The sequence below is a fragment of the Nostoc sp. 'Peltigera membranacea cyanobiont' 210A genome (assembly GCF_002246015.1).
Lineage (GTDB): Bacteria > Cyanobacteriota > Cyanobacteriia > Cyanobacteriales > Nostocaceae > Nostoc.
Genome location: NZ_NOLJ01000004.1, coordinates 21868 through 48713, shown reverse-complemented (window position 1 = coordinate 48713; position 26846 = coordinate 21868). Strand labels below are relative to the sequence as shown.

Below are 26846 nucleotides of genomic sequence, written 5' to 3'. Positions count from 1 at the left end.
TTTTGCACAAACGTGGATCATTTAGAAGAGATTGGAGTGCCAGAATTTGTATGCCTTCACATGCCAAACCGTCTTTGGAGGCTGGTTTAGTTGCCCTCAAGCAGGGAAATTACCAAACAGCGATTGCCCAACTAGAACCTATTGCTAGCAGCCAAAATAATGGGACTGCTAGCTTGCAAGCCAAGGTTGGTTTAGTGATGGCTTATGCTCGCACTGGCGAAGTTGCCAATGCGATCGCTATTTCCCAGAATCTCATTGAGAGTAACAATCCGCAAGTTCAAGAGTGGGCAACACGCGCTCTCGAACACCTGACAAAACGTAAAAAATCCGATCGAGAATCAAAAAAAGTCGAAACTGGATTTATTCCCTTTGAGAATTCAACGCCAGATTCAACACCAGATTCAACCCCCATTACTCCCCCGGAAACTCCTACATCAGAGGAAAAGCCTAACGACGATCGAGTAATAGAAACCAAAAGCGACGACATCCCGCCGATGGTGCCACTAGCTAGACTCAAAGCTACATTAGCGACACCGCCACCACCACCGGCTACACCCCTAAGCGGCTTCATGGGTTCCGTTACCCGCACCCAAGCCAAACTATTCGGCGTTATTTATTGGCGACAAGCACAACGCGCCAGAGCATGGCAACCACTACGTAAACCAAAATTAATTCCCTTACGGCTACTGTCGGCAGGAACATTCATCGCCCTGTTTTGGGTAATACGAGAAATCCTCAAGTTAGCACTAGGATTCATCAATCAGACTTTAGTCAAACTACCTTATCTGGAGCCGATACAGGTTTTATACCACGATCCTACTCAACTGTTGCTGATCGCATTGGTGATTTTAATGGGAGTATCACCTTGGTTGCTGGATCTGCTACTGGCGAACTTGTATGGTCAGCGAGAATTTCCGAAAGATGTATTGAATACCCATAGCCGCGAAGCCGTTCGGGTGCTACAACGTTGTTCCCAACAGCGGCACTGGCCGTTACCCAAACTGCGGATTTTACCAACGGCTGCACCAATTATTTTGACTTATGGTAGTTTACCACGTAATGCCAGGATTGTTGTGAGTCAAGGGCTATTAGAGCAGCTGGCAGATGATGAAATCGCCATTATTTACGCGACGCAGCTAGGGCATATTGCTCACTGGGATTTTGCTGTAATGTCTTTGTTGCTGCTGGTGACACTACCAACTTATAAGCTATATCAGCAAGTGTCGGAGTTGGGAGACAAAATATCAGCGAAAATTTGGCGTTGGCCAGTGACAATTCTGGCGAGTCTAATTTATGGAATTTGGTGTTTGCTGACTGGAACTGCATTGTGGTTGTCGCGGTTGCGGCTTTATTATAGCGATCGCGTCGCCGCTGAAATTACTGGTAATCCCAATGCCCTGATTCGCGCTTTACTCAAAATCGCCATTGGCATTGCAGCTGATATCCAAAAACAAGAACACACCAGTTGGCAACTAGAAAGCTTAAATCTTTTAACACCAGTCAGCTACCAACAGAGTTTATCTTTGGGTACTATTGCCAGTAATTTATCTTTTGAATCCTTTTTGAAGTGGGATACTGCCAATCCCTATCGCCGATGGTTTACGATTAATAATAGCCATCCTTTAATGGGCGATCGCATCGAACGCCTCTGCCAAATAGCTCGTCACTGGCATCTAGACACCGAACTACATTTTGCTAGCGTTCCATCAAAGGTTAAGCGTCAGTCTTTTCTATTACAAGTCGCTCCCTGGTTGGGAATTCCTCTAGGGGTTCTGTTTGCAGCTTTCGTCTGGCTAACCTGGCAACTAGCATTCACACTCAAGTTTTTAAATCTAAAGTGGATATATGAAGATTGGTCTTTCATTACAGGCTGCCTTCTGATTGGCTTTAGCATCGGTACTGTGATGCGGATTAATTCTTTCTTCCCCGATATTAAACCTGCCACCGTACAAACTGACGACAGCTTACCCAACCTGTTAGCTGACCCTTCTGCCTTACCTATTGATAGCGTCAGCGTGCGTCTAGTGGGCAAATTATTAGGTCGTCAAGGTACTAGTAACACCCTAGCGCAAGATTTAATCTTGCAATCCAGCGCGGGTTTGGTGAAATTACACCACATTTCTTGGCTAGGACAGTCAGTCAATCACCAGGATCTAATCGGGCGGCAAATTATCGTCACAGGTTGGTTCCGGCGAGGAGCAACACCTTGGATCGATATCCAAACCCTAGAAACTCAAAGTGGTAAAACCATTCATAGCCCTCATCCCATTTGGTCTACTTTTTTAGCTGTTGCAGCACAGGCTTGGGGCGCATACGTCTTTCTCACTGGTTAGTCATTAGTCATTGGTCATTAGTCATTGACAAAGAACAAATTGGAATGTAAATAAAAGTTGCAGGCTTTCTTAACAAGTGTTACATTTATTTACACAAACAAGAGCAACTGACATAACTCAGCATCACCGCTTAGTTGTGAACTTAGGTGCTTTTTCCCCGCTCTATACCTTTTTATCCTCCCAACACAGCAGCAAATTAACCAGCCACTGGCTGGTTTTTGTTTCAAAATATGCTCACTTGAATAAAAAAATGTGTTTTATGTTACGATGCAGTAATACTAAAGTCGAAAATGTGTGCGCTAAACTAGCTACGTAGAAAATACCGTGGTAATGTAAGGAATGGTATTTGATTCTGCGAAAAAGGGCATAAAAGGAAGCGTGTACTTTAGCAGGCAATAGGCTATTAAATTTACAATTCTTAGAATTAAGGTGTTATTAGCTCACCATAGTGTGAGCCTTTGGATTAAACAAGCTTGATCCCGACGAAAAACTGTATTGTTGTATAGGTTGACAGTTTCGAGCAAAAAAATTGGTTTATGGCAGTCTTGGTCAATAGCATTTATTTAAAAGCCAAAGCTAAGTGATTGTTTTCTTGCCTTGCCATGTTCATTCAACTCTGGAGGTATAGTTCATGTCCGTTCGCCTATATATAGGTAATTTGCCTAAAGATGAAATAGATCGTCAAGATCTGCAAGCCGTTTTTGCAGCAGAAGGTGATGCTGTAACTACTAAATTAATTAAAGACCGCAAAACTGGCAAATGCCGTGGTTTTGGTTTTCTTACAGTCAACAATGACGAACAAGCTGACGAAATTATTGAAAAGTATAATGGTCAGATGTTCAAAGACACTCCCATTAAGCTAGAGAAGGCATTACCTCGGACAAAGGGTGAAGAGGGCGACGAGCAAGCTCCTAAACCAGTTACTCTTGCTAGTACTAGTAATAGTACGCCGACTCCTACGCCCAACAGAGAAGGTAGCCGTCGTGAGAAAAGCTCTAAGAAGCCTCGTCGTGGCGGCGGTGGCGGCGGTTCTCGCGAAAGCAGCACTACAACCACCGATTCAGACGCTATTCGTCCAGATCCTCGTTGGGCTTCGGAATTAGAAAAGCTGAAGCAGATGCTAGCTGCACAAACTACGAATTAATCCTTAAGGGAGAGAAGTTAAAAATTAAAAATCAGAATTTTTTTTGATTTTTAATTTTTAATTGTTGATAATTATCTAGCTGCTTAGTTTAATTAACTTGCAGCTAATTTTGTAAGTACGTAGACGCAGCCAGCCGTAGGCATCGAATTGTCGAATCGTGGAGAATTGAGGGTTCAAATTTAAACGCAGAGGAACGCATTCGCAAAGCGTTTCGTAGAGAAGGTAAGCGCAGAGGCACGCAGAGAATATGCTACAAAATAATAAAAATTTTACTTAGAATAAAATTAAGTTTTTGTGATTAGACGCATTAAAAAACCTGGACGATGGGGATGCGATGCCTGCTGCGGGCTGCGCCTACGCAGTCATTATCTTGATTTGATAAATTAGAGTCAGTAATGGCAAGCTTGATAATGCCAAGAGAACCGGAGGCGCGATCGCTCTAAAGATAATCTACACTCAAGGAGATACCGATCGTTTTCAGCTTCTGTTATGTCCTCAACTCTAGATTCTTTGCCATCTGCGCTCGCTAAAATTGTCCAGCGCTTTCAACGCGCTTCCGAACCGAAGCGGCGCTACGAACAGCTAATCTGGTATGCTCAGAAGCTAAATGAGTTCCCAGAAGCTGATAAATTACCCGAAAATAAAGTTCCTGGTTGCGTGTCTCAAGTTTTTATCACAGCAGCCTTGGATGACGGTAAGGTTGTATTTCAGGGCGATTCCGATTCCCAGTTAACCAAAGGATTAGTAGGGCTTCTGGTTGAAGGATTACATGGACTAACGCCAAGTGAGATTGTCCAACTTACTCCAGATTTTATTCAAGAAACAGGTTTAAACGTTAGTCTGACACCTTCCCGTGCTAATGGTTTTTACAACATTTTTAAAACCATGCAAAAAAAAGCATTGGAATGTAAGTTAGATTTGCCTAGCTAAACTTGGTTATTGGTTATTAGTCATTAGTCATTGGTCATTGGTCATTGGTCATTTGCAAAGGACAAAGGACAAATGACAAATAAGGTACAACTACCAAAATTTAGTGTCATGTCAACCAATGTATTATCTACCTCTGCTGCTATTGGTTTTGGTGGAGTGGTTCAAGAATATCTCTGGAACTGGGAAAATCAGGAATTGCGCGTTGTTTATGAAACCCTTGGTAAAGGTTCACCGCTATTGCTGCTACCATCTTTCAGCAGTGTTTCAACGCGTTTGGAAGTCGGCGAACTTGCCAAGTTATTAGCTCCCTATTTTCAAGTTGTGGCCATAGACTGGCCAGGTTTTGGTGAATCTTCTCGCCCTAGTTTGAATTACCGACCAGAAATATATCAGCAATTTTTGGAAGATTTTGTCAAAGCTGTTTTTAATACTTGCATTACTGTAGTGGCGGCTGGTCATGCTGCTAGTTACGTTTTACAATTAGCTGTCAAACAACCTGCTACTTTCTCACGAATTTTGTTGTTAGCTCCTACTTGGCGTGGGCCTTTGCCGACAATGGGCGCAAGTCAGCAAATAGCTGGCTTTGTGAGAGAATTGGTGCGATCGCCTATACTTGGTCAAGCTCTCTACAAACTCAACACTACCCCATCCTTCTTAAGTTTGATGTATCGCCGTCATGTCTTTACTGACGCGGCTAAAATTACACCCAGTTTCATCGAGAAGAAATGGCACACAACTCAACAACCAGGAGCGCGATTTGCATCTGCTGCCTTTGTAACTGGTAATCTCGATGCTGTACACGAACAATCGGATTTTCTGGGACTTGTGCAGTCTTTAAACGTACCGCTCATGGTAGTAATTGGAGAATCCAGCCCCCCCAAATCACGAGAAGAAATGAACGCTTTGGCAGCATTACCAGGAGTGAGAAGCTTTGTCATACCTGGTTCTCTGGGGCTGCATGAAGAATACCCAACAGTTGTTTTAGAAGCAGTTCAAGATTTTTTGTTCTCTCCAGAAAATTAAATCTTTAGATTGCACCTTGGTGCGAGACTAGGATTATAGAACTAGCCCTTTCAAGATGGGTAAAAATATTGGTCAATAAATTCTTTTAAACCGCAGAGGCGCAGAGGACACAGAGAGAGAAGCAAATGCAGTTCTGGCACTTTTTCTCTCTGCGCTCTCTGCGCCTCTGCGGTAGCCTGCGGCAAGCCGCTTTGCGTCTACGTTAAAAAAATGACTTTGATAAAGAGTGCTAACTTTAAGCCAACCGCATTGGCCGCACTGTGGGTCGGCTTGTATGCAATATTCCTACTAGCTACCCCAACTTGTGAATATTTATAACTTATTACAGATGCATAAAAATAAAATGTTTTGTGACTAAATTATATGATGATTTTGCTGAAACTCAAAATCACAGCAAGTTCGCACAAAAATATAAAAAGATTTATCATGGGCGATAATGATTATCCATAAGGTGAGATAAGAGGAATTTAGAGTATGGTGGCTGACGTAATCAACAATTCAGTTCCCGTTACTGTTCTTACAGGCTATTTGGGAGCAGGTAAAACGACTCTACTCAATCACATCCTCACCTACGAACACGGCAAAAAAGTTGCTGTGATTGTCAATGAATTTGGGGAAGTGGGTATTGATAATCAATTGATTATCGATGCAGATGAAGAAATATTTGAAATGAACAATGGCTGTATCTGTTGTACGGTGCGCGGCGATTTAATTCGCATCATTGGCAATTTGATGAAGCGGCGCGATAAATTTGATCATTTAGTAATTGAAACGACTGGATTAGCCGATCCAGCACCAGTGATTCAGACATTTTTTGTTGATGAAGATTTACAAAGTCAACTGTCTCTAGATGCGGTAGTGACAGTTGTAGATGCCAAGCATATTTGGCAGCACTGGGATGCCGACGAAGCACAAGAACAGATTGCTTTTGCCGATGTAATTTTACTTAATAAAACAGATTTGGTAGCACCAGAAGAGTTAGATGAATTAGAAAAACGGATTCGGGCGATGAATGCGATCGCAAAAATCTACCGTACCCAAAATTCTGAACTAGGAATGGATGCTTTATTAGGTGTCAAAGCTTTTGATTTAGATCGGGCATTAGAAATTGATCCAGATTTCTTAGGCGAAGATGCCCATGTACACGATGAAACTGTTTTCTCTGTGGCTTTAGTAGAAGCGGGTGCTGTCGATGGAGAAAAATTAAACACTTGGCTTTCGGAGTTACTGCGTACCCAAGGGCCAGATATTTTTCGGATGAAAGGTATTTTAAATATTGCAGGAGAAGATAATCGATTTGTATTCCAAGGAGTACACATGATCTTTGATGGCAAACCCGATCGCCCCTGGAAACCAAGCGAAACCCCCAAAAACGAACTAGTTTTTATCGGTCGCAACCTTGATGCAGCCCAACTCAAGCAAGACTTTCTTGCCTGTCTTGCTTAAAAGGGGATTGGGGACTGGGGATTGGGTATTGGGTATTGGGAAGAATTTAGTCCTTAGTTCCCAGTCCCCAGTCCCTAATCCCTAGTCCCCAGTACCCATTACCCAATAACTATGAACTCCACAACCAAATCTAAGGAATTTGAACAACACTATTCCGGGACACTTTCAGATTATGTAACTGCGATCGCTTGGTCGCCACAAGGTAAAACTTTAGCAGCAACTTCTGCCGCTGGGGAAGTAGTTCTGTGGAATGATGGTGAACTCACCAACTTACAAACTGGTAATGGTAAATCAGTAGACTGTCTTGCCTTTTCACCAGATGGCAAATTTTTAGCCGTTGGTGGACAAGATGGACAAGTAAAAATTTGGCGCAATACTGAATTAATCGCCACGCTGGAAAATGCCCCCGCTTGGGTTGACAAGCTAGCTTGGAATTACACCAGTAACCAACTGGCTTTTAGTTTGGGGCGTTACGTGCAAGTCTGGGATGCAGATACTTGTGAAATTGTCGTAACGCTGAATTTCGACAACTCTTCAGTATTGGGTATAGATTGGCGCATTGATGGACAATACTTAGCCATTAGTGGTTATAAGGGAGTCAAAATTTGGCATAGTCAAAACTGGGACGAAGAACCATACAGCTTAGATATGACTACTGTCAGTTTAGCGATGGCTTGGTCGCCCGATGGCAAATTCCTGGCTTCTGGCAACATGGATCGCAGTGTTACCGTTTTAGAATGGAACAACCCCGACCCTTGGGTGATGCGCGGCTTCCCTGGTAAAATTCGCCAATTGGCATGGTCAGAAGCTATGACCAAAGTAGGTGCGCCAATACTCGCATCTTCTAGCGTTGAAGGTATTGTAGTGTGGGAAAAGCTAGAGGATGATACTTTAGGTTGGGAAGCGCGAGTATTAACCAATCATGTGGGTACGATCAATGCGATCGCCTTTGCACCTAAAAGCTTCCTTCTCGCTTCTGCTGCTGCTGACGGCTGGTTATGTTTGTGGAACAAAGCCAAGGAAGTATCCCAAATTATCACAGGTGTCTCAGCAGGATTTTCTACCCTAGCTTGGCATCCCCAAGGTAAGCTACTGGCCGCAGGGGGTGAACAGGGCGAATTACTTATATGGTCAAAGGTTTTGCGGGGTCAAGGATTCGGGCGTAGTTAAGCAGTAGTTGGTAATTAAAATTGAAGCTGGGCAATTTATTAGCTATGCTGTATCAGCAAAGCTATCTTTGTGTAAATTATGAACATAGTCAAACTGATTTTACTTGCCTGTCCCGCATTTCTGGTATCCATGCTGCTGATAGTCAATCCAGCAAACGCATCCAGCCTGAAATCTTTATACGCTACCCAAATTATGACGGTAGTATCTACACAACAAATTTCTGATCTGGCAACACCAAACTTGATTCAAACATCTAATCCGATAATTGATCGAGTTGGTTGCAATTGTGCCAACTGTGTTCAGTCTAAATTTCAGTCGCTACAAGGCAAGCTGCCATCAGTCGGTTTTTAATAAAGTTAGGAGTTATGAATATTGTAGGGGCACAGGATTGCTCATTGGTGTCAACTTAACGTGAAAGCAAGTCTAGAACTAGCTTTTAGATTGCCTCGTTCCCAGTCTCCGACTGGGAATGCTCGTCTTTGAGCCTCCGCCTCTCTTCCTGGCGGCAGAGCCGCTTTTGAGTTGCATTTCCAGCCAGAGGCTAGAAACGAGGTTTTAAAGGAGTTTCAGCTTAAGTTGACACCAATGAGCAATCCTGTGCCTTTATTAATTTTATAAGCTTTTTGTACGTAACTATTGCACTGGTTGCAGCATAATTATTGATGATATTCGCTAAAAGTCACGCCTGAAAAACGAAGTAGGAAAGTTGTTAAGTGAATCCCTGGATACTGAGAAAGCTGCTGGTAAAGTAGTAAGGTTGGTGCAATCGCCATCTGCATCCAAGCTGTTAAGCTCTTGTTAAAAGAGCTAGTCCGGGGATTAGAAAACTTGCTAGAGTGAACAGAGTTAGCCTTAATGTCTAATCGCCAAAACCTATACATCTCATGGATTTTGCTAATATTGCATCCCAGCTAAACGCTGGAACGATTTTACCAGAGGGGATTGTTATTCTCACCCTCTTGGGGGTTTTGATTGTTGATTTGATTTTGGGGCGTACATCCGCACGCTGGATTGGATATCTGGCGATCGCAGGTTTATTTGCTTCGATTATCGCCCTATACTTTCAATGGGACTCTCCTAATCCCATCGGTTTTACCGGTAGTTTTAACAGTGACGACCTGAGTATTGTCTTTCGCGGGATTATTGCCTTGTCTGCGATCGCCACTATACTGATGTCAATTCGCTACGTTGAGCAGAGCGGCACTGCTTTGGCAGAATTCATCGCTATTTTGCTGAGTGCTACTTTAGGAGGGATGTTTTTATCCGGGGCTAGTGAGTTAGTGATGATTTTCATCTCATTAGAAACCCTGAGTATCTCCTCTTACTTATTGACAGGTTATACCAAGCGTGACCCCCGCTCCAACGAAGCGGCGCTGAAATACTTGTTAATTGGAGCTTCCAGTACAGCAATATTTTTGTACGGTGTATCCCTGCTGTATGGACTATCTGGAGGACAAACTGAACTTAGTGCGATCGCAAATGGCATTGCCACAGCGAAAGTCGGACAATCTTTAGGTTTAGTGATTGCCCTAGTTTTTGCGATCGCCGGGATTGGCTTCAAAATCTCTGCTGCACCCTTCCACCAGTGGACACCAGACGTTTACGAAGGCGCTCCCACCCCAGTCATCGCCTTTTTATCTGTCGGTTCCAAAGCAGCTGGGTTTGCCCTAGCCATCCGCTTGCTGACAACAGCCTTCCCACTTGTTGCTGACGAGTGGAGGTTTGTCTTCACAGCTCTAGCCGTTCTCAGCATGATCTTGGGTAACGTAGTCGCCCTAGCTCAAACCAGCATGAAACGGATGCTAGCTTATTCATCCATTGCCCAAGCTGGGTTTGTGATGATTGGCTTGATTGCTGGTACACAGGCAGGATATGCCAGTATGATATTTTACCTACTGGTTTACTTATTCATGAACCTGTGTGGTTTTACCTGCATCATTCTGTTCTCACTACGCACGGGAACCGACCAGATTGCCGAATACTCTGGTTTATATCAAAAAGACCCACTCCTAACACTGGCGTTGAGTATCTCCCTGCTTTCCTTGGGTGGTATTCCACCATTGGCTGGGTTTTTCGGCAAGATTTACTTATTCTGGGCTGGTTGGCAAGCAGGACTTTATTGGTTAGTTTTGTTGGGCTTAGTTACCAGCGTCGTCTCCATCTACTACTACATTCGCGTAGTTAAGATGATGGTAGTCAAAGAACCCCATGAAATGTCCGACGCGGTGAAGAATTATCCACAAGTGCGTTGGGATTTGCCTGGGCTAAGACCTTTGCAGGTTGGGTTGGTAGTAACATTAATTGCCACTACCGTAGCAGGGATTTTGTCAAATCCACTGTTTACATTGGCTAACAATTCCGTTTCCCATACCCCATTTTTGCAAGCAACAATCAACAGTAATGTAAAAGCACAAAATCTCCTGCTTTTACCAAAATCAGATTCGGTTAGTCAGTCTGAATCCTCAGTTGATTCTACTGCCAAGATATAACAGAGTCTCAACCATACTTTGTCCTCAAAGACAAAGCCTGTTTGCTAATTAGCAGACAGGCTTTGTCATATCTTTTAAGTTAAATTTTATTATACTGAGTTAATAGGTATCTTAATTACAAATTCTGCACCTTTTCCTGGAACAGAAAAACAATTAAGTTGCCCGTTATGTTTTTCAACTATAATCTGATAACTTATATATAGCCCTAGTCCAGTACCTTTGCCCACAGTTTTAGTGGTGAAAAACGGATCGAATAGCTTTGAGCGAACTTGTTCATTTATCCCCAAACCATTATCGGCAATACTAACCGCTATCCATTTTTCATCGAGTAGCTCAGTTTTAATTTGAATTTGGGGATTATTATTTATCAGTTTTTGACTTTCAGTTTTTTGTGTATTTACTTCTGAATACTGACTGTTGAGTACCGATGCTTCCAATGCATCAATTGCATTCGCAATAATATTCATAAACACTTGATTGAGTTGACCAGGATAGCAAGTTACATTCGGCAGTTGACTATATTTTTTGATAACTTTGATTTCTGGGTACTCATGCCTAGCTTGCAGGCGATGCTCCAAAATCATTAAAGTACTATCAATTCCTTCATGAATATTGACTTGCTTAAGTTCTGCTTCATCCAGCCTGGAAAAATTACGTAGTGATTTAACAATTTCCTGAATGCGTTCTGCTCCCACTTGCATTGACTGGAAGAGTTTGGTTATATCTTGAATCAAAAAATCTAAATCTATTTCTTCTACTTGCTGTTGGATTTCTGGAGGAGTATTTGGAAAAGCTTGTTGATAAACTTCCACCAATTTCAGTAAATCCTGAGTGTATTTATGAGCGTGGTGAAGGTTCCCGTAAATAAAACTCACAGGGTTATTAATTTCATGAGCAATACCAGCGACCATCTGACCTAAACTAGACATTTTCTCAGCTTGGATAAGCTGAGTTTGGGTAAGCTGTAGTTCATTTAGTGTGTCTTGTAAAGCAGTTGTACGTTCCTCGACCCGAATTTCTAGCTCTTGATTCGCTTTCTTAAGCGCTTCCTCTGCTTGTTTTCGTCTCTGAACTTCTTTGGCTAACTCATCAATTTTTTCGTTCAACAGAACGAAATTACTACTGGCTAAAACTCTATTTTCCAAGCGTAAGAGAATTAAAGCTGAAGATTCAGGAGACCAAGGTTGAATAACTGCTCCTTGACTACGACATATTAAGGTTTGTCCATCATTCACTCGTAAAGTCAAAGAGCCAATCACCATTGCCCTACTACTTGAACAAGCTTGTAAATACTTTACAATATCGTTGCTAGACTCAGTTACGAGTTCAAAGAGCATTCTTCCCGGCAGTTCTTGACGGCGTAACCCCAGCATATCTGCTAATGGTTGATTCATCGCTAACAACTGACCCTCTCCACTTACCAGAAGTAAAGGTTCTGGTAAAACTCTGGCAAATTCAAGAAATTGTTCAGGAGTCATGGAGCTTCCACTTTCACGGTTTGACTCTACTTTACATATCTGCACTAAGCTTAATCCTGGAGTTATTTTGTTTGATGGTGAAGGATTTACACAGATTCTAGTCCCCTAAAGTATTCTCGACCTTCTGCATCTTCTGCCTCTTCTGTAAGTTTTAAGTAAACAATAACTTTACATCCAGAATAACCTTCTGCTATCGTCTCTTGCAATTCTACTTTCGCATATCCTAGATTATTGGCTGCGATCGTTCCAAAAACGTTTGAAGTCATCATGCACATGGCAGGGCGATTAAGTACTTTGTCGCCAAATGGGCAAACACGGTTGCCAAAGACAATTTTTTCATCATTCTGCTCAATGACATAAAAATCGCCCTGGATTCGTTTTTTTAAATCAATCAAGACATCAGCTACCTGCTTACGAGAAAGGTTAGAGATTTCCAGGGCAGATTTATAATCTTGGTTAATCTGCCTTCCCATCCTTTCACCAACAACGCTAATAAATCCCGAAGCTTCTTCTAAACCAACTACATCCTGTAAAGTACCAGATAATTCTCTGATTAGTGTACGTAAAAATATATCGCGTTCTAAAGAAAGATTAAGCGTAGCTATTGACTGCTTGGGTACATTGATCATAAATTTTGAGGATACAATCTAATAAGTACAGTTGTAAGTAGAGCGGTGTGAATAATTCAAGGTTTGTAGTGTTCGCGTTGGCGGAGCCTCTCGTAAAGAAGCGTCTCGCAGAGAGGGCTGCGTGAACACTACGAACTAATCTCAATATTTTTTACATTACTTAATCTAGTTTGATTTATTCTCACCGACTTACTTAGAGTTCCCCAAAATGTCTCTAAAGTAACTACTTAATATTTTTATTCTGAAAATTTAATGTTTCTTTTGGTTCTAATGAAAAATAATCTCCATAACAAATTCTGAGCCTTATCGTTGTGACAGTTTACGGTTTTGCATAATTTCTTCTAGGTTAAGTCCCCATTATCCTTTCTAACCCTCCTTAAAAAGTGGGGAATTAGATCGATTATTAAAAAGTTAGCTAGTAAAATATTAAGTGTTTTCCCCATGAGTAGTGGGCTTGGGTTGGGAGAATCTTCTGGGGCAAAATATTGTTAACACTAAAAATATTTTATTATCAACCCGCACAAAAATCTACTTGTTTGCAACCAGGATATAAATTTTTTATTTTTTATAAATAAAGTTTTGCTTTGAAAATTTAATTAATTATAAGGTAATAAGTCGAAAAATTCCATCACTGTAACTTGCTAAGCTGTTCCACATTTAAATTGCATAAATGGTAAAATAGATATATCCGTGTCTATAGCGTTATCATGCCTGCTAAAGGGTTTCTAGCTCAATCTCAAAAAGACAATTTACAAAAAGCTTTAAAAGATAGCGATCGCTCTCAATTTATACAGAGAATATTGATGTTACTTCTGATGAATGATGGAAAAACTTATCAGGAGATAAGTGAATTTTTAGGCTGTTCATGTAGAAGTGTAGCATATTGGTGTGTTCATGGTGATCCAGACAATTTAGAAAGTCTAAAAGATGGCAGGAGAAAAGGAAATTACCAGAAAGCAACAAATGAATATATTGAATTATTAATGGAAGTTATTGACAAAGAACCAAGTGAATTAGGCTATGAATTTGGACGATGGACAACAGCAAGATTAGCTACATATTTAGACAAAAGAACTGATATTAAGTTAAGCGGAGAACAAGTCAGGAGAATATTAAAGCAAAAAAAGTATGCTTACCTTTGGGCAAAATACAGTCTAGAGGATAAGCAAGATCCGATAAAAAGAGAGGTCTTTAAAGAAAAACTGCTTGGATATCTAGAAGCTTCAAAGTCTTGCCCTGAAAGGTTACAAGTCTGGTTTTGGGATGAGAGTGGTTTTAGTCTCAGGGTAATTAGACGTAAAAATTGGAGCAAAAAAGGTTCGAGTAAAAAAGTAACAGGTCAGAGGAGTCGCGGGCGTGTAAATATAATGGGAGGAGTAAGATATCACGACAGCAAGAGAATGTGTTATTTCATTGAGAAAGGGAATGGTGAAATTTTTTATGCGCAGTTAAAAAAATTAAATGAATTTGTGAAAAAAGAATGGGTTTTAGCAGGAAATCTAGAATCTAATTTTTCCGAGAATGGCCCAGTAATTTTAATTATTCTGGATAACGCTAGTTACCATAAAAAGAAAGTAATTATAGAGGCAATTGAGAAAGAGTTGCCAAACATTCAACTATATTTTCTGCCGGCATATAGCCCAGATATGAATTTAGTAGAATTGGTATGGCATTCAGCTAAAGAATATGTAGCCCACAGGTTATTTAAATCAGTCGATGAACTAAAAAATTTACTTGATAAGCTGTTAAATCAAGGAGAATTAATTATTAAATGGGGAAGAAAAATTAAGAATAAGGGTAATATTACTATTGCAACTTAAATGTGGAATAGCTTATTATCTTGGATATTTTTTTAAATACTTTAAATAACTTACAGCGCTTTGCAACTAAATGAGGTACAGAACCAAGGATTCACAAATCAAATTATTCTTCTCCCTCCTGCCTCCTGCCTGGTTGTTGAGCGTAGTCGAAACACTGCCTCCTACCTCAAAACCAGTGACTTTGTGCCTCATGCAAAAGAAAACTGCTGTATATGTTTGATATTTTAATAAATAGGTATGTTGATGATAAATTCAGAACCTTTTCCTAACACAGAATTTACTTCTAGAGTTCCTTTATGTTTTTGGACAATTATTTGATAAGCAATTGATAACCCTAATCCTGTTCCTTTTCCCACAGATTTTGTTGTGAATAAATGATCGAATATTTTTTGCTGAACATCAGCCGATATTCCCACCCCATTATCTTGAATCCGAATCGAGACATGATTCTTATCTTCAGTGAGGGCAGTATGAATTGTAATTTGATTAGGATTTAGTTTAATATCATTAAAACTCAGGCCAGCATTAGATTCATCTAAAGCATCAATGGCATTTGCCAATAGATTCATAAATACCTGATTCAATTGTCCTGGAAAGCATTCTACTAGGGTAAATTCTTCGTGAGATTGAACTACTTGAATAGCAGGACGAGTCTTATTAGCTTGTAAACGGTGCTTGAGAATGAGGAGAGTACTGTTAATGCCTTCATGAATATTAAACAGAATTTTTTGTTCTATATCTGCTCTAGAGAAAATTCGCAGGCTGTCGCTAATCTTGGAAATACGATCTGTACCTTCTCTCATTGAGAAAATGAGTTTAGGTAGATCCTCGCGCACATATTCTAGGTCAATCATTTTGATTGTTTCTTGAATTTGCTGAGATGCTTTGGGATAGGTCTGCTGATAGAGGTCAATTAGATGTAATAAATTCTCAATATACTCTTTTGCTGGAGTCAGATTACCTGCAATAAACCCAACTGGGTTATTAATCTCATGAGCTACATCTGCTACCATACTTCCCAAAGTAGACATCTTATTCTCCATTATCTGAAGATTAAGCAGCATCATTTCTAGTTCATGGCTTCTTTCTTCTAATTTATTTTGATATTCCTTTAATTCATCAATTACTCTTCTGAGCAAATATTCTTTTTTTCGATTTGTTTCTTCAAGTTTTCTCCGGTCTGATTCAGAACGCTCTAATTTCTTTTGGATAATTCGATTGGCTTTTTTTAATTCCTTAATTTCTTGTTGATAATCTAATATTTCCATTAATTTTTACTGATTTCCCAAAATTAAAGTTACAAAAGTTTCATTGTGGAATTGCGTTTGGCTAATTCCATCTATAGGAGCAATTTCTCCATAAGAATAAAATCCACAGGCAGGTAAATAGTCAGTCAGACAAAGTTTTGTATTCTGATACTCTTCTTGTGCCCTAGTACCAAGTATTTGCCGACGAGCTACACATGAAAAAAATAAAACAGCACTTGGCTCTGTACCAGGATAATTATTTAAGGCATTCATAAATGATGCTTTGGAAGCTGCCAAAATATCTTCATAATCTGCTTCGGAAATTTGAATAATTGCTTGATTGGGAATATCTCCAAAAAAGGTTATGCTACTAGATTCTTGATTGTAAGCAATAGGTGCTCTTATATAAAAATTGTCTTCATTCTCATCAAACACTGCTAGTGGATATTCCATTGACGGTGGAAGCAAACCTAGATAATGATGATAAAAATCTAAAGCTGGTTTACCATCTATTTCATAGACTATGTTTTTATCTACCTTAGTCACTTTGCTTGTTTGACCAATGGGATGCCAACCACTTGCAACAGCGTGGGAAAACAATATTGTGCCGGAAAAAAGTAGAATTGGTACAGAATCACTTAATACTTCTGTTTGAAAAAATTGATACGTACTTTGATATCTTGATTGATCGCCTGCCAAACCACCGAATATTGGCACATATTGACCAAGAGCTAGCTTTAAGCCATTTAATATAGAGACACCACTAGTTGTGAGGCTCTCTGGATGAGTTAAGCATAGCTTTGGAGGTGCGGTACTTTTTGCTTTGGCTTGCTCCACAGCTTGTTTAGTTGCAGTAATTGGATCGTCTGAAACTTTACGTCCAACTCCTGCATGAATTTCAACTACGTCTGAGCAAAACAACATCAAAGTGATTGAGTCTTGCTGAAACTCTAAGACTGAAGAAATTTCTCCATCTGTTGTTCCACCAATCAACTCAATCCCCGGAAAAACCCGATCGATTTGCTGCAAAATGAGAGAATGATCAAAATCAATTGCAGCAAAAATAATCCCAGCTTTTGGTATGTCTCCTGCAAGAGAACTGGTACATTGCTGAAGAACTTCTTCAACTGCTGCTAGAGAATCTGGATCGTTACTGTGACCTACTACTGCCTTGAACATAAATTTATTTATTATGTTGGTAAACGGAACTTACTATAATTATTAAATGGGAAGTTTAATGATAAACTCTGAACCTTGCCCTATTGATGAGCTTACCTCTAGAGTTCCTCCATGTTTTTCGACAACAATTTGACTAGCAATTGATAACCCTAATCCTGTACCTTGACCCACAGGCTTGGTGGTGAATAAATAGTCAAAGATTTTTTGTTGGACATCAGCCGACATTCCTACGCCATTATCTTTAATCCTAATCAAGATATAATTTTTATCTTCAGTGAGAATAGTTTGAATCAGAATTTGATTAGGATTTGCTTCAATCTCCATATAGGTAAGTCCTACATTAGATTCCTCTAAAGCATCAATAGCATTAGCTAATAAATTCATAAATACCTGATTGAGTTGTCCGATAAAACATTCTAATTCTGGCAATACACCGTAATCTCTAATTACTTGAATATCGGGTCGATCTTCGGATGCTTTTAAACGGTGTTTGAGAATCATAATTGTACTGTCTATGCCATCATGAATATTGCAATACACTTTGCGATCGCTATCTGCTCGAGAAAAGGTTCTCAAGCTGGTACTAATGTTACGAATGCGCTGAACTCCCTCTTTCATTGAGGAAATTAAATTAGGTAGATCGGCAAGTATATACTTCAAATCTATCGCTGCAATTTCCTCTTGAATTTCTGGAACTGGATTAGGATAGTGCTGCTGATAGAGGTCAATAATCTTAATCATGTCTTGGAAATATACTGAAGCGTGTCCAAGATTGCCATGAATGAAACCAACTGGATTATTAATTTCATGAGCAACTCCTGCTACTAATTGACCAAGGGCAGACATTTTTTCTGTCTGTACAAGCTGAAGTTGAGACTCTTGTAAGTCTTTTAATGCCCTAGATAATGCTGATGTCCTTTCTAAAACTCGTTTTTCTAAAGTTTTTGTGAGATTTCGTAATTGAAGATGGGTTTTAATTCTAGCTAATAATTCTTCTTCATGAAAGGGTTTTGTGATGTAATCAACTGCTCCTATATTTAGACCCTTTACCTTACTAGGAGTATCCGAATTAGCTGTCATAAAAATTACGGGTATATCACAAGTAGCTGAATTTTCTTTCAGTCTTTTACAAGTTTCAAACCCATCTATTCCAGGCATCATCACATCTAATAGAATTAAGTCAGGAAGCTGGAATTCAAGCTGCTTAATTGCTCTTTTTCCATCATTTTCTGTGATAACTTTAAAGCCGACATTAGTTAATATATCAAAAACAATTTCTAAATTAGTAGTAGTATCATCTACAACTAAGATTAAACTATCTTCTGGGGTATAAAGTATTTTTACATCTGGTTGTTCATTCATATATTTAAATTAATTTTATTCATTGTTAGTTATTCCCTATTTGCCCTGCGATCGCCGCTAAGTCCCCTCTATTTTATTGGTAGACAGACTGCAAATTTATCGTCTGACAATCCTATAGTTCCCAAAAACTCTGATAACAGCAACATTTTCACGCTAAATTGCCTATAACTTTGGGTTGGGGCGATCGCTAATGGACATCAATCACCAATTTTAATTTTCACCAAAGTAGAAAATCCTCTTTTATGAAGGCGATCGCTCTGAAATTAGTTATTTTCACCCTTGTTTTATTAGAAAATTAACGCTAGCTAAGAATAATCTTCTTGATGCTCTAAGTTAATATTTTCAGTTAGTCAACAGTGTTTACCATGAGTATCCCTAAATGTAATTTTTTTTATAAAACTTTTATAAAAAAATATAGTCACAGATAATTACGGTTATTTATTTAAAAAAATATTGAACAATATTACTTAAGTTTGAAAACCTTCATCTAGATTTAGACACCACTACAGTGACGTAAATATAATTTACGCACTGTATAACATGTTGTGTTTTAGTAAGTTAAGTTTTTTCAAAAAATTGTCATAGGCTCTCCGTGAGTCTCTTGATTTTGTTCTCCTGTAATTAATGTTCGCTGCTTCTAACTAATATGTTTTTATGAAGGAACTACTTTCCTCTGATTTATATTGCCCATTTTCATCGCATATCAATAAGCATGTTGATGTTTTAGAAGAGTATGCTCTAGAATGGGTAACTCGTTTTAACCTACTGGCAAATGAATCAGTTGTGTTTTTCCACGACAATCTGGTAGCTAATCGACAACCCTAAACCCGTACCACTTCCTACTGATTTAGTGGTAAAAAACGGGTCAAATATTTTCTGCCGCACGGCTTTTGTCATGCCATAACCGTTATCAGTAATCCGAATTATCGCCGTATTAGAATCTGTTAGTTCAGTGAGTTATTGGGTTCTTTCCTGAACCTTTCTCTCTAGGGTATGGTTGTATTCCTCCAAGCTTTCTTTAGCTTGTGCCAAGTTTTTATAAAGAATAGCATTCTCTAAGGATATTGCTGCTTGAGTGGTAAGAAGTTTGAGGACTTCTATGCGATCGCGTGTAAATGCTCCTGTTGTCAGACGATTTTCTAGGTAAAGAATCCCAATCAATTTACCTTGATTTAGAAGAGGTATAGACAATAAGCTCTTAGGTTCTTCATTAGTTATATAACTATCACTTGCTAGAAAAGAAACAGCTATTGGATCATCAATAACCAAGATTTCTCTAGAGCGTTTAACATAGTTAATCAAAGTAATGGGAACATCGTAGCTTGATTCAAGGCAAGTTGATGGAAACTCAATGTAGTTTTGCTCGTGCCAACACTACTTCTACTAATTGCTCCATTTGCCTAAAGTCGCCAGCTAGATACGCCGCCTCTGCTCCTGTCTCATACAAAGCTAGGATTAGTTGATATTTAGTCTCCCAACTATCACTTGCCAGCAATTGGATGCCGATAGTTAAATACTTAACAGCAGCGGGATAAGCTGTTGATGCTAAAGCTTTTCGTCCAGCAATTAAATTCATCTGGGCCAGTTCATCTCGTTTAGCTTGAGGAGAGATGAATTCTACTGCGATATTAAACTGATTGACAAGCTCAAAAATCTTTTCTCCCTGTTCTGCAACAGGAATATTGTTCAATAACAGTAGCCCAATTTTTAAGTGAATTGGCTTTTTTTGTTCTTCAGGAATTAAAGAATAAGCGGCTTGCTGCACTCGGTCATGGACAAATTTATACTTAGGTAGCTGTAAATTAGAATTTGAAAATTGTGTAGATTCTATTCCATCAACAATGAATTCTTGATTAGTATTATCTTTTGAAAAAATGTTGTAATTTTCAGTCTGTGGTAAAACTAGCCCATCAAGTAATGCTTGCCACAAGTCTGATGCTGTATCTACTACATATTTTTCATTAACGATCGCCAGAGTTTTTAAGTCAAATTAATTCCCAATACAGGCAGCTAGTTTCAAAACTTTTTGGTTTGAAACAATAAATTGAAACGATTTTGGGCAGCGCTGCCAGATAGTTCAGTAATGCGATAACCAGGAAACGAATATAATGTATCCAATACTATTAACATTGCGGATTATGCTCATAATTATTGTTTCTATGGCTTATTATTCCCGCGCCAAGACTATCCTCATCATAAAATAGGATTTTTTGTTTAATTTGTATTAGAAAATATGTATTAGAAAATATGACTTTTAATATATTTTTTTACTAAATATCTGAATCTTGAATTGTAGCGTTTCCTCATTAAGTTAAGTACATATTAAAACCTCAACCAGAACCCCTCTCCGAACTTACGAAGAGGGAAGATAAAGCACAGCTTGACCTTAGCCCGGTAAAGCTGTACCTCACTAAATAATGATGATTTGTCAACATAAGTGTTTTTGAACTAACTATTTTTATCCGCTTTTAATCGGACACCAGGATATATGGTGTATTTTTGGCTGCGATAATAATAACGAGCACAAATACTACTTGATTTTTTGTTTAATAAAAGTCACAACCTGAGTTAGCTGTTTCTTCAAACCATCAATTTCTGCTTGCATTTTGACAATTTTCTCATTCAATGCATTAATTTCTGCCTCGGAGACTCCTCCACTACTGGGGGTTGTGGGGGTTGCGACGCTAGAGGTTGCAACGCTAGGGGCTACTACCGTACCATTGGCGACAGCAGAGGTTGATAACGTGCTGTTTTTTACGGAAACTCCTGCTCCTACTGCGACTAGTTCTGGGCGTGGCTGTTTCGCCTTAGCCATAGCTAACTTAATAGCGCCAATTAGTTGTTTCTGATCAAAAGGCTTGCCCAAAAATTCAAAATATTCAAATGGTTCTGTGATTTTCTCAGTCACCTCTTCCTTGCGACCAGACATGATCACTAAAGGAATTTTCCTTAACTCCGGATCGGCTTGGACTTTCTGGAAAACCTCCCAGCCACTCATTTTAGGCAACAGGAAATCCAGCATAATCAGGCTGAGTTTTTCCTGAAGGATGAAATTTAGTCCTTCCAAACCGTCTTTTGCTTCTAGTACCTCAAAATTGCCCGGAGGCAACATTTCTCGTACTTTTACCCTGACAACTGTAGTGTCATCGATAACTAAAATCTTGTTGCTTGCCACGACTGTTTGCTCTAACAGAAACTATAAGTGTAAATAGCGGTTTTGCCGATTGTCCTTGAGAATCCTCCCACTATATACATAATTTCTAGCAATTGGGGGATAGTATATTTCGGTATAAATGACATTGTTAGAGGTGTTTTGCAAAACTTTTGCTTGCGCTCTTTTAAATTTGTGTCATTGTGATATTTAATCAACAGACCACTACATCTATATCCGCATCTTGCTTGGATGTCTATGATTTCGTCACAACAAGCCGAACTAAAGTCTGAAATTAAGGCAATGCCTAGCTGGTTACGTCGCCCAATTGGTAAAGCCAGTGAAATCTCTACCGTACAACGCATTATTAAGCAGCGCCAAATTCACACGATTTGTGAAGAAGGACGCTGCCCTAACCGGGGGGAGTGCTATGCCCAAAAAACTGCAACTTTTTTGCTAATGGGGCCTACCTGCACACGCTCTTGTGCTTTCTGTCAAGTAGATAAAGGTCATGCACCAATGCCTCTTGATTTAGAGGAACCTGAAAAGGTTGCCCAGGCGGTGCAGCTTTTGGGATTGCGTTATGTGGTGCTGACTTCTGTAGCCCGTGATGACTTGCCCGATCAAGGTGCAGGGCATTTTGTAGAGACGATCGCGACTATCCGCCAATTGAACCCAGAGACTCAAATTGAAGTGCTAACCCCAGATTTTTGGGGTGGTGCTGGTGTTGGGGAGTCAGGTCAACGCCAGCGGATAGAGATGATTGTGAAAGCCAAACCAGCTTGTTTCAATCACAATATTGAGACAGTGCGGCGGTTAACTGGCCCAGTGCGCCGGGGAGCCAAATACGATCGCTCGCTCTTGGTGCTGGCTATGGTTAAAGAAATCGATTCGACAATTCCCACCAAATCAGGTTTGATGCTGGGACACGGAGAAACACTTGATGAAGTTCTTGAAGCAATGGCTGATTTAAAGGCTGTGGGATGCGATCGCTTGACTATTGGGCAGTATATGCGTCCTTCTTTAGAACATTTGCCAGTCCAAAAATATTGGACTCCAGAGGAATTCGATCGGCTTGGCAGATTAGCATGGGAAATGGGATTCAACCACGTTCGTTCTGGGCCTCTGGTTCGCAGTTCCTATCATGCTGGAGAGGAGGGAGTGGGGAGTGGGGAGTGGGGATGAAGCAGGGGAGCAGGGGGCAGGGGGCAAGGGGGAGAATAAAAAATTACCTCTTTTCCCTCTTCACCCTGCTCCCTGCCCCTCTGCCTCTTCTCAATTCCCAACTTCACACAAATATTCTTGAAGAATTTGAGTATTTGGTACGCCAGTTTGGTATTTCTTAAAAAGTCCTGACATTAGGAGAATCGCATTATGACTGCTAAAAGCAAAGATTTACCAGTTGCCGACAGTGGAGCTAAACCTCCCTACGCCTTTCGCACAGGCTGGGCACTGTTCTTATTAGCGATCAATTTCTTGGTAGCAGCCTACTATTTCCACATTATTGAATAATTAGAAGTGGAGTGGTGCTGCTCAAATCGTTCCTTTGAATAAACCTTTGGGACGAATGAGCAGCACCAAAATCATGATCAACAGTGCGATACCTTGTTTATACTGGGAACCCAGCCAAGGAGTGCTGACTTCTTGGACGATGCCAATGATAAAAGCTGCTGCGATCGCACCGTAGGGATTGCCAATTCCACCGAGTATTACTGAGGCAAATAATGGTAAGATTAAGAACCATCCCATATTCGGGCGCACGGCTGTAATTAATCCATACATACTGCCGCCCAATGATGTAAGAGTGCCAGCTATTAGCCAAGTCCAGAAAATTACTCGGTCAACATTGATACCTGAAACCCTGGCTAAGTCCAGATCGTCCGCAACTGCTCGCATCGCCTTACCAATTTTGGTATTTTGCAGCAGGTAATGCAGCGCCAAAATTGCTAGCACCGCCAATCCTAATACCAATAATTGATTTTGCGGTATCTTTAAACCCAAAATATCTAAAGCCGGAGTAACAGGTAAATTATAATTTTGGTTCTTGCCACCCCAGAGAAAAATAATCCCATTGCGAAGAAATAAGGCAAGTCCGATAGAAATAATAATCAGCGTAGTGGAAGTAGCACGAATAGAGCGCATCTTTGACCACAGTAACTTTTCCGATAACAGCATTGCTGCTACTGTTCCCGCCGCAGCTAGGATCATCGACAGCCAAATATTGACTCCAATGGTGTTTATCAACCAGGTGAGATAGGCTCCTAAAGTGAGAAAGTCACCATGAGCAAAGTTAGATAGCCGTAAAATTCCATAGGTAAGAGTCAGTCCGACTGCGGCTAGAGCAATAATGCTCCCCACCGCAATCCCATTAACGATTAGTTGGGCTAATTGTGTATCCATAAGTCTTCAGTTGGGTTTAAAAAATTTTAGGTTAGTGGTTCATACAATAATTTTTTTTTGGAGTAGCTGCTAAACTCGACATCATAAGTTATGGTTTATAACAACATAAGTTGTAATTTATAAATAAAAAAGAATTGTCCGCTAATATACATAAAATCCTGTTGGGATTTTTATGCGTAGCTAAACTTGTTCAACGGTCTAGTTGACCATGCAGCAGTATTCAAGCTTACCAGACCAGAACTCACTGATAGATGTAACGCCAAAACTTTTGACAACAATTGAGCAACTTCGCGCGCAGCTGTGGCTGGAGAGCAGCTTAAACCAGTTGCAAAGTCGCCTTAATGATTGCTTGCTTTCTGCTTGTAACACGGTCCCACAGCCAGAAGCAGCACAAGCGGAAATTTTCCAAACCGTGGTTAACGAGATTAACAGTGCTGTTAATAGCAGTAATCTGGCACTTACAGAATGTGCCGTAGGCATCGCTATGTGTCAACCACAAGAAACTGTTGCCACAGTTTGCTATGTTTCCCGTTCTTCGTCCCCACATTCAGCGCCTTTATTTCTAGAAGTGCTGACAGCAGAAAACAAGCTGCTGTTGAGATTGCAAGAGGTGATAAAACTTGAAGATCTGCAACAGCTTGAGAATCAACAACTACCAAGCGCTTGGCGGTTGGCGGATGATTCTGGCAGCGTTATAGGCTGGCTAATTATCGCCACACCGCCCCTAAGTTCTCATCATGAGTCGCTCATAGAATCGCAAGCTCAACTCAGATCGCAATTGATGGCAAGGTCTGCCAAGCAGTGTACTACAGCCTTGGTACAACTTAGACACATCTTGTCTTGGCCGCAACGGTGTCAACAGTTAAGTAACTCTAATCAAGAATTGGAGCGCACTAATCAACTGAAAAATCAGTTTCTGGCAAACACCAGCCACGAAATTCGCACACCGCTTAGTTCCATTATTGGGTTTACCCATCTGCTTTTAGCTCCAGGGTACGAACCAAGTAAAGAACGTCAGCAAGAGTATTTAAATATCATTCAGTCTAGCGGTAAACACTTACTAGCTCTGATTAATGATATTTTGGATCTCTCTAAAATTGAAGCAAATCAGCTAGAAGTACAGTGGGAAACAGTAGATGTGCAACTGCTATGTAGCAATGTTTTAGCATTGGTGAAAGAGAAAGCCGCTAATAAGGGTTTGAGACTGTGCCTAGAACTTGAACCTGATATTACAACCCTAGTAGCTGACCCCTTACGACTCAAGCAAATGTTGTTGAATTTACTCTTCAACGCCCTAAAGTTTACCAGTAAAGGAAGTGTTGGCTTACAGATTGCTTCCAAAGGTGTATTTGTGCATTTTACAGTTTGGGATACTGGCACTGGCATTTCCCAAGAAGACCAAGTTCAACTGTTTCAGCCATATTTCCAAATTGCCAAGGCCGTAGCAGATGGTATTGAAGGTACTGGTTTGGGTTTAGCAGTGACTCAGAAACTCGCCCAAATTCACGGTGGTTCGGTGAAAGTAGAATCGGAAATAGATCGTGGCTCCCGTTTTACTCTTGTACTTCCCCTTAAGCAAGAACTGGGAGTAGGAGGAGATGAGGGTGGAGAGGAAGATGAGGAAGCAGGGGAAGCAGAATTTTCCTCATTTCCTCTGCCTTTGACACCTAGTTATTCTGTAGAAGTTTTGCTGGTAGAAAATGATTTACCCAATGCCAATTTGATGCAAATTTATCTACGTAATTTGGGATATCAAGTGACTTGGGTTAAGAATGCTGCCGAGATGTGGGAAGCTCTAACACAGTTAGATCCAGCAGTAATTTTAATGGATGTTTGTCTGACAGATGGAAATGGTCTTAACTTGGTGCAACAACTGCGAGAAAATCAGCAATATCGGAAGATTCCGGTAATTGTTCAAACAGCAATGGCGATGAAAGGCGATCGCGAAACCTGTCTAAATGCCGGAGTAAATGACTATATTTCTAAACCAATTGATTTACCACTTTTAGCCAGTCTGGTAGCCAAGTACAGCAAACCGGCAATATAGAGAGGCAGGGAGCAGGGGGAGATCAGAAAGCAGGGGAGGCAGTGGAGGCGAGGAGAATAAATAACCCAATGCCCAATGCCCAATGCCCAATGCCCAATGCCCCATAACAAATGACTACAATATAAATTGTTGGGTGCTATAGGGTTTTGGCAGGATTGGAAAATGATGCTGACAGAAAAATTTGAGCAATTGAGAGCCTTATTTAGAGAAATGGAGCAGGCGTTGATTGCCTACTCTGGTGGTGTTGATAGCACTTTGGTTGCCAAAATTGCTTATGATGTGTTGGGCGATCGCGCTTTAGCTGTCACGGCTGTTTCTCCTTCGCTATTACCAGAAGAATTGGAAGACGCGAAAATTCAAGCTGCAACCATTGGGATTCCTCATAAAATCGTCCAGACTCACGAGATGGAAAATCCCAATTACACTTCTAACCCGGTTAATCGCTGTTATTTCTGTAAAAGTGAGTTGCACGACACTCTCAAACCCTTAGCTTTACAGTTGGGTTATCCTTACGTGGTGGATGGGGTGAATGCTGATGATTTGCATGATTATCGCCCAGGAATTCAGGCGGCTAAGGAAAGAGGAGCGCGATCGCCTTTAGCAGAAGTAGGTGTCACCAAAGTTGAAGTTCGCCAACTTTCGCAACAACTCGGTTTACCTTGGTGGGATAAACCTGCTCAACCTTGCCTCAGTTCCCGGTTTCCTTACGGTGAAGAGATTACTGTCGCTAAGTTGCAACGAGTTGGCAGAGGAGAAATTTATCTGCGAAAGCTAGGTTGGCAGAATTTACGCGTGCGATCGGAAGGGGATACAGCACGTATTGAATTACCACCAGAACAAATCAAAGAGTTTGTGTTGACTAACGATTTACAAACATTAGTTTCGGCATTTCAAGATTTTGGATTTATCTACGTAACCTTAGATTTAGAAGGTTATCGTAGCGGTAAGTTAAATCAGGTTTTAAATAGGGAAGCCTTGGGCGTTAAAGTATAGGATTT

At 40.4% G+C, this 26846-nt stretch carries 22 protein-coding genes and 3 pseudogenes; 14 read left to right on the top strand and 11 right to left on the bottom strand.

What is annotated here, in order from left to right:
* Nucleotides 1–50: 50 nt before the first annotated feature.
* The 7 genes from CDG76_RS13090 (at nt 51) to CDG76_RS13060 (ending at nt 8397) form a co-directional block, all read left to right on the top strand.
* On the top strand, nt 51–2333 hold the full coding sequence (locus CDG76_RS13090; protein ID WP_094349451.1) for a M48 family metallopeptidase: 2283 nt from the start codon (nt 51–53) through the stop codon (nt 2331–2333).
* A 631-nt stretch (nt 2334–2964) separates the two neighbouring features.
* Nucleotides 2965–3477 (top strand): RNA recognition motif domain-containing protein, encoded by a 513-nt coding sequence (locus CDG76_RS13085; protein ID WP_094349450.1) that lies wholly within the window; start codon nt 2965–2967, stop codon nt 3475–3477.
* Between the two features lie 489 nt (nt 3478–3966).
* Nucleotides 3967–4407, top strand: a complete 441-nt coding sequence (locus CDG76_RS13080) for a SufE family protein (protein WP_094349449.1) — start codon at nt 3967–3969, stop codon at nt 4405–4407.
* A gap of 108 nt (nt 4408–4515) precedes the next feature.
* Nucleotides 4516–5430, top strand: coding sequence for an alpha/beta fold hydrolase (locus CDG76_RS13075; protein WP_094349987.1), 915 nt, complete (start codon nt 4516–4518; stop codon nt 5428–5430).
* Between the two features lie 474 nt (nt 5431–5904).
* Nucleotides 5905–6876, top strand: a complete 972-nt coding sequence (locus CDG76_RS13070) for a CobW family GTP-binding protein (RefSeq protein WP_094349448.1) — start codon at nt 5905–5907, stop codon at nt 6874–6876.
* 111 nt (nt 6877–6987) lie between these two features.
* Nucleotides 6988–8046 (top strand): WD40 repeat domain-containing protein, encoded by a 1059-nt coding sequence (locus CDG76_RS13065; RefSeq protein WP_094349447.1) that lies wholly within the window; start codon nt 6988–6990, stop codon nt 8044–8046.
* A gap of 78 nt (nt 8047–8124) precedes the next feature.
* Nucleotides 8125–8397 carry a hypothetical protein gene (locus tag CDG76_RS13060; protein ID WP_094349446.1) on the top strand — a complete coding sequence of 91 codons (273 nt, stop codon included), beginning with the start codon at nt 8125–8127 and terminating at the stop codon, nt 8395–8397.
* A gap of 305 nt (nt 8398–8702) precedes the next feature.
* Here the strand turns inward: CDG76_RS13060 and CDG76_RS13055 are convergent, their stop codons facing one another.
* Nucleotides 8703–8927, bottom strand: coding sequence for a hypothetical protein (locus tag CDG76_RS13055; RefSeq protein WP_094349445.1), 225 nt, complete (start codon nt 8925–8927; stop codon nt 8703–8705).
* A 3-nt stretch (nt 8928–8930) separates the two neighbouring features.
* On the opposite strand from CDG76_RS13055, the gene CDG76_RS13050 reads away from it, so the two are divergent.
* Complete coding sequence (locus CDG76_RS13050; protein ID WP_094349444.1) at nt 8931–10535, top strand: NAD(P)H-quinone oxidoreductase subunit N; 1605 nt, start codon at nt 8931–8933, stop codon at nt 10533–10535.
* Nucleotides 10536–10624: 89 nt separating this feature from the next.
* On the opposite strand, the gene CDG76_RS13045 is transcribed toward CDG76_RS13050, so the two are convergent.
* Nucleotides 10625–12013: an ATP-binding protein gene (locus CDG76_RS13045; RefSeq protein ID WP_094349443.1), complete on the bottom strand. Its 1389-nt coding sequence runs from the start codon at nt 12011–12013 to the stop codon at nt 10625–10627.
* 86 nt (nt 12014–12099) lie between these two features.
* Nucleotides 12100–12642 carry a methanogen output domain 1-containing protein gene (locus CDG76_RS13040; RefSeq protein ID WP_094349442.1) on the bottom strand — a complete coding sequence of 181 codons (543 nt, stop codon included), beginning with the start codon at nt 12640–12642 and terminating at the stop codon, nt 12100–12102.
* A gap of 707 nt (nt 12643–13349) precedes the next feature.
* On the opposite strand from CDG76_RS13040, the gene CDG76_RS13035 reads away from it, so the two are divergent.
* On the top strand, nt 13350–14462 hold the full coding sequence (locus tag CDG76_RS13035; protein WP_094347467.1) for an IS630 family transposase: 1113 nt from the start codon (nt 13350–13352) through the stop codon (nt 14460–14462).
* 224 nt (nt 14463–14686) lie between these two features.
* Here the strand turns inward: CDG76_RS13035 and CDG76_RS13030 are convergent, their stop codons facing one another.
* From CDG76_RS13030 to CDG76_RS13020, 3 genes are read right to left on the bottom strand one after another with little or no spacing between them, the layout of a single operon-like run.
* Nucleotides 14687–15730: a sensor histidine kinase gene (locus tag CDG76_RS13030; RefSeq protein WP_094349441.1), complete on the bottom strand. Its 1044-nt coding sequence runs from the start codon at nt 15728–15730 to the stop codon at nt 14687–14689.
* Nucleotides 15731–15736: 6 nt separating this feature from the next.
* Nucleotides 15737–16888 (bottom strand): FIST signal transduction protein, encoded by a 1152-nt coding sequence (locus tag CDG76_RS13025; RefSeq protein WP_094349440.1) that lies wholly within the window; start codon nt 16886–16888, stop codon nt 15737–15739.
* Nucleotides 16889–16930: 42 nt separating this feature from the next.
* On the bottom strand, nt 16931–18250 hold the full coding sequence (locus tag CDG76_RS13020) for a hybrid sensor histidine kinase/response regulator (RefSeq protein ID WP_094349439.1): 1320 nt from the start codon (nt 18248–18250) through the stop codon (nt 16931–16933).
* A gap of 654 nt (nt 18251–18904) precedes the next feature.
* Here CDG76_RS13020 and CDG76_RS38285 point away from each other — a divergent pair.
* Nucleotides 18905–19030, top strand: a pseudogene (locus CDG76_RS38285) (terpene synthase); the annotation flags it as partial.
* Here CDG76_RS38285 and CDG76_RS13015 read toward each other — a convergent pair.
* The 4 genes and pseudogenes from CDG76_RS13015 to CDG76_RS13000 all read right to left on the bottom strand — a co-directional run bounded on the left by CDG76_RS13015 (nt 19028) and on the right by CDG76_RS13000 (nt 21425).
* Complete coding sequence (locus CDG76_RS13015; protein WP_094349438.1) at nt 19028–19147, bottom strand: ATP-binding protein; 120 nt, start codon at nt 19145–19147, stop codon at nt 19028–19030. The pseudogene CDG76_RS38285 and the gene CDG76_RS13015 sit on opposite strands and share 3 nt — an antisense overlap.
* 63 nt (nt 19148–19210) lie before the next feature.
* A pseudogene (locus tag CDG76_RS13010) lies at nt 19211–19606 on the bottom strand (GAF domain-containing protein); the annotation flags it as partial.
* Between the two features lies 1 nt (nt 19607).
* Nucleotides 19608–20279 (bottom strand): annotated as a pseudogene (locus tag CDG76_RS13005) (ATP-binding protein); the annotation flags it as partial.
* Between the two features lie 501 nt (nt 20280–20780).
* The gene (locus tag CDG76_RS13000; RefSeq protein ID WP_094349436.1) at nt 20781–21425 is read right to left on the bottom strand and encodes a response regulator; all 645 of its coding nucleotides are present in this window, start codon (nt 21423–21425) and stop codon (nt 20781–20783) included.
* Nucleotides 21426–21659: 234 nt separating this feature from the next.
* On the opposite strand from CDG76_RS13000, the gene lipA reads away from it, so the two are divergent.
* Both lipA and CDG76_RS12990 read left to right on the top strand, forming a co-directional pair.
* Nucleotides 21660–22586 carry a lipoyl synthase gene (gene lipA / locus CDG76_RS12995; RefSeq protein WP_094349986.1) on the top strand — a complete coding sequence of 309 codons (927 nt, stop codon included), beginning with the start codon at nt 21660–21662 and terminating at the stop codon, nt 22584–22586.
* Between the two features lie 189 nt (nt 22587–22775).
* The gene (locus CDG76_RS12990; protein WP_094349435.1) at nt 22776–22913 is read left to right on the top strand and encodes a photosystem I protein PsaX; all 138 of its coding nucleotides are present in this window, start codon (nt 22776–22778) and stop codon (nt 22911–22913) included.
* A 21-nt stretch (nt 22914–22934) separates the two neighbouring features.
* Here CDG76_RS12990 and CDG76_RS12985 read toward each other — a convergent pair whose 3' ends face one another.
* Nucleotides 22935–23801 carry a branched-chain amino acid ABC transporter permease gene (locus CDG76_RS12985; RefSeq protein WP_094349434.1) on the bottom strand — a complete coding sequence of 289 codons (867 nt, stop codon included), beginning with the start codon at nt 23799–23801 and terminating at the stop codon, nt 22935–22937.
* Between the two features lie 208 nt (nt 23802–24009).
* Here CDG76_RS12985 and hrmK point away from each other — a divergent pair, with 208 nt between their 5' ends.
* Both hrmK and larE read left to right on the top strand, forming a co-directional pair.
* Complete coding sequence (gene hrmK, locus CDG76_RS12980) at nt 24010–25848, top strand: hybrid histidine kinase/response regulator HrmK (protein WP_094349433.1); 1839 nt, start codon at nt 24010–24012, stop codon at nt 25846–25848.
* Nucleotides 25849–26013: 165 nt separating this feature from the next.
* Nucleotides 26014–26841, top strand: a complete 828-nt coding sequence (gene larE / locus CDG76_RS12975) for an ATP-dependent sacrificial sulfur transferase LarE (RefSeq protein WP_190240865.1) — start codon at nt 26014–26016, stop codon at nt 26839–26841.
* Nucleotides 26842–26846 lie beyond the last annotated feature (5 nt).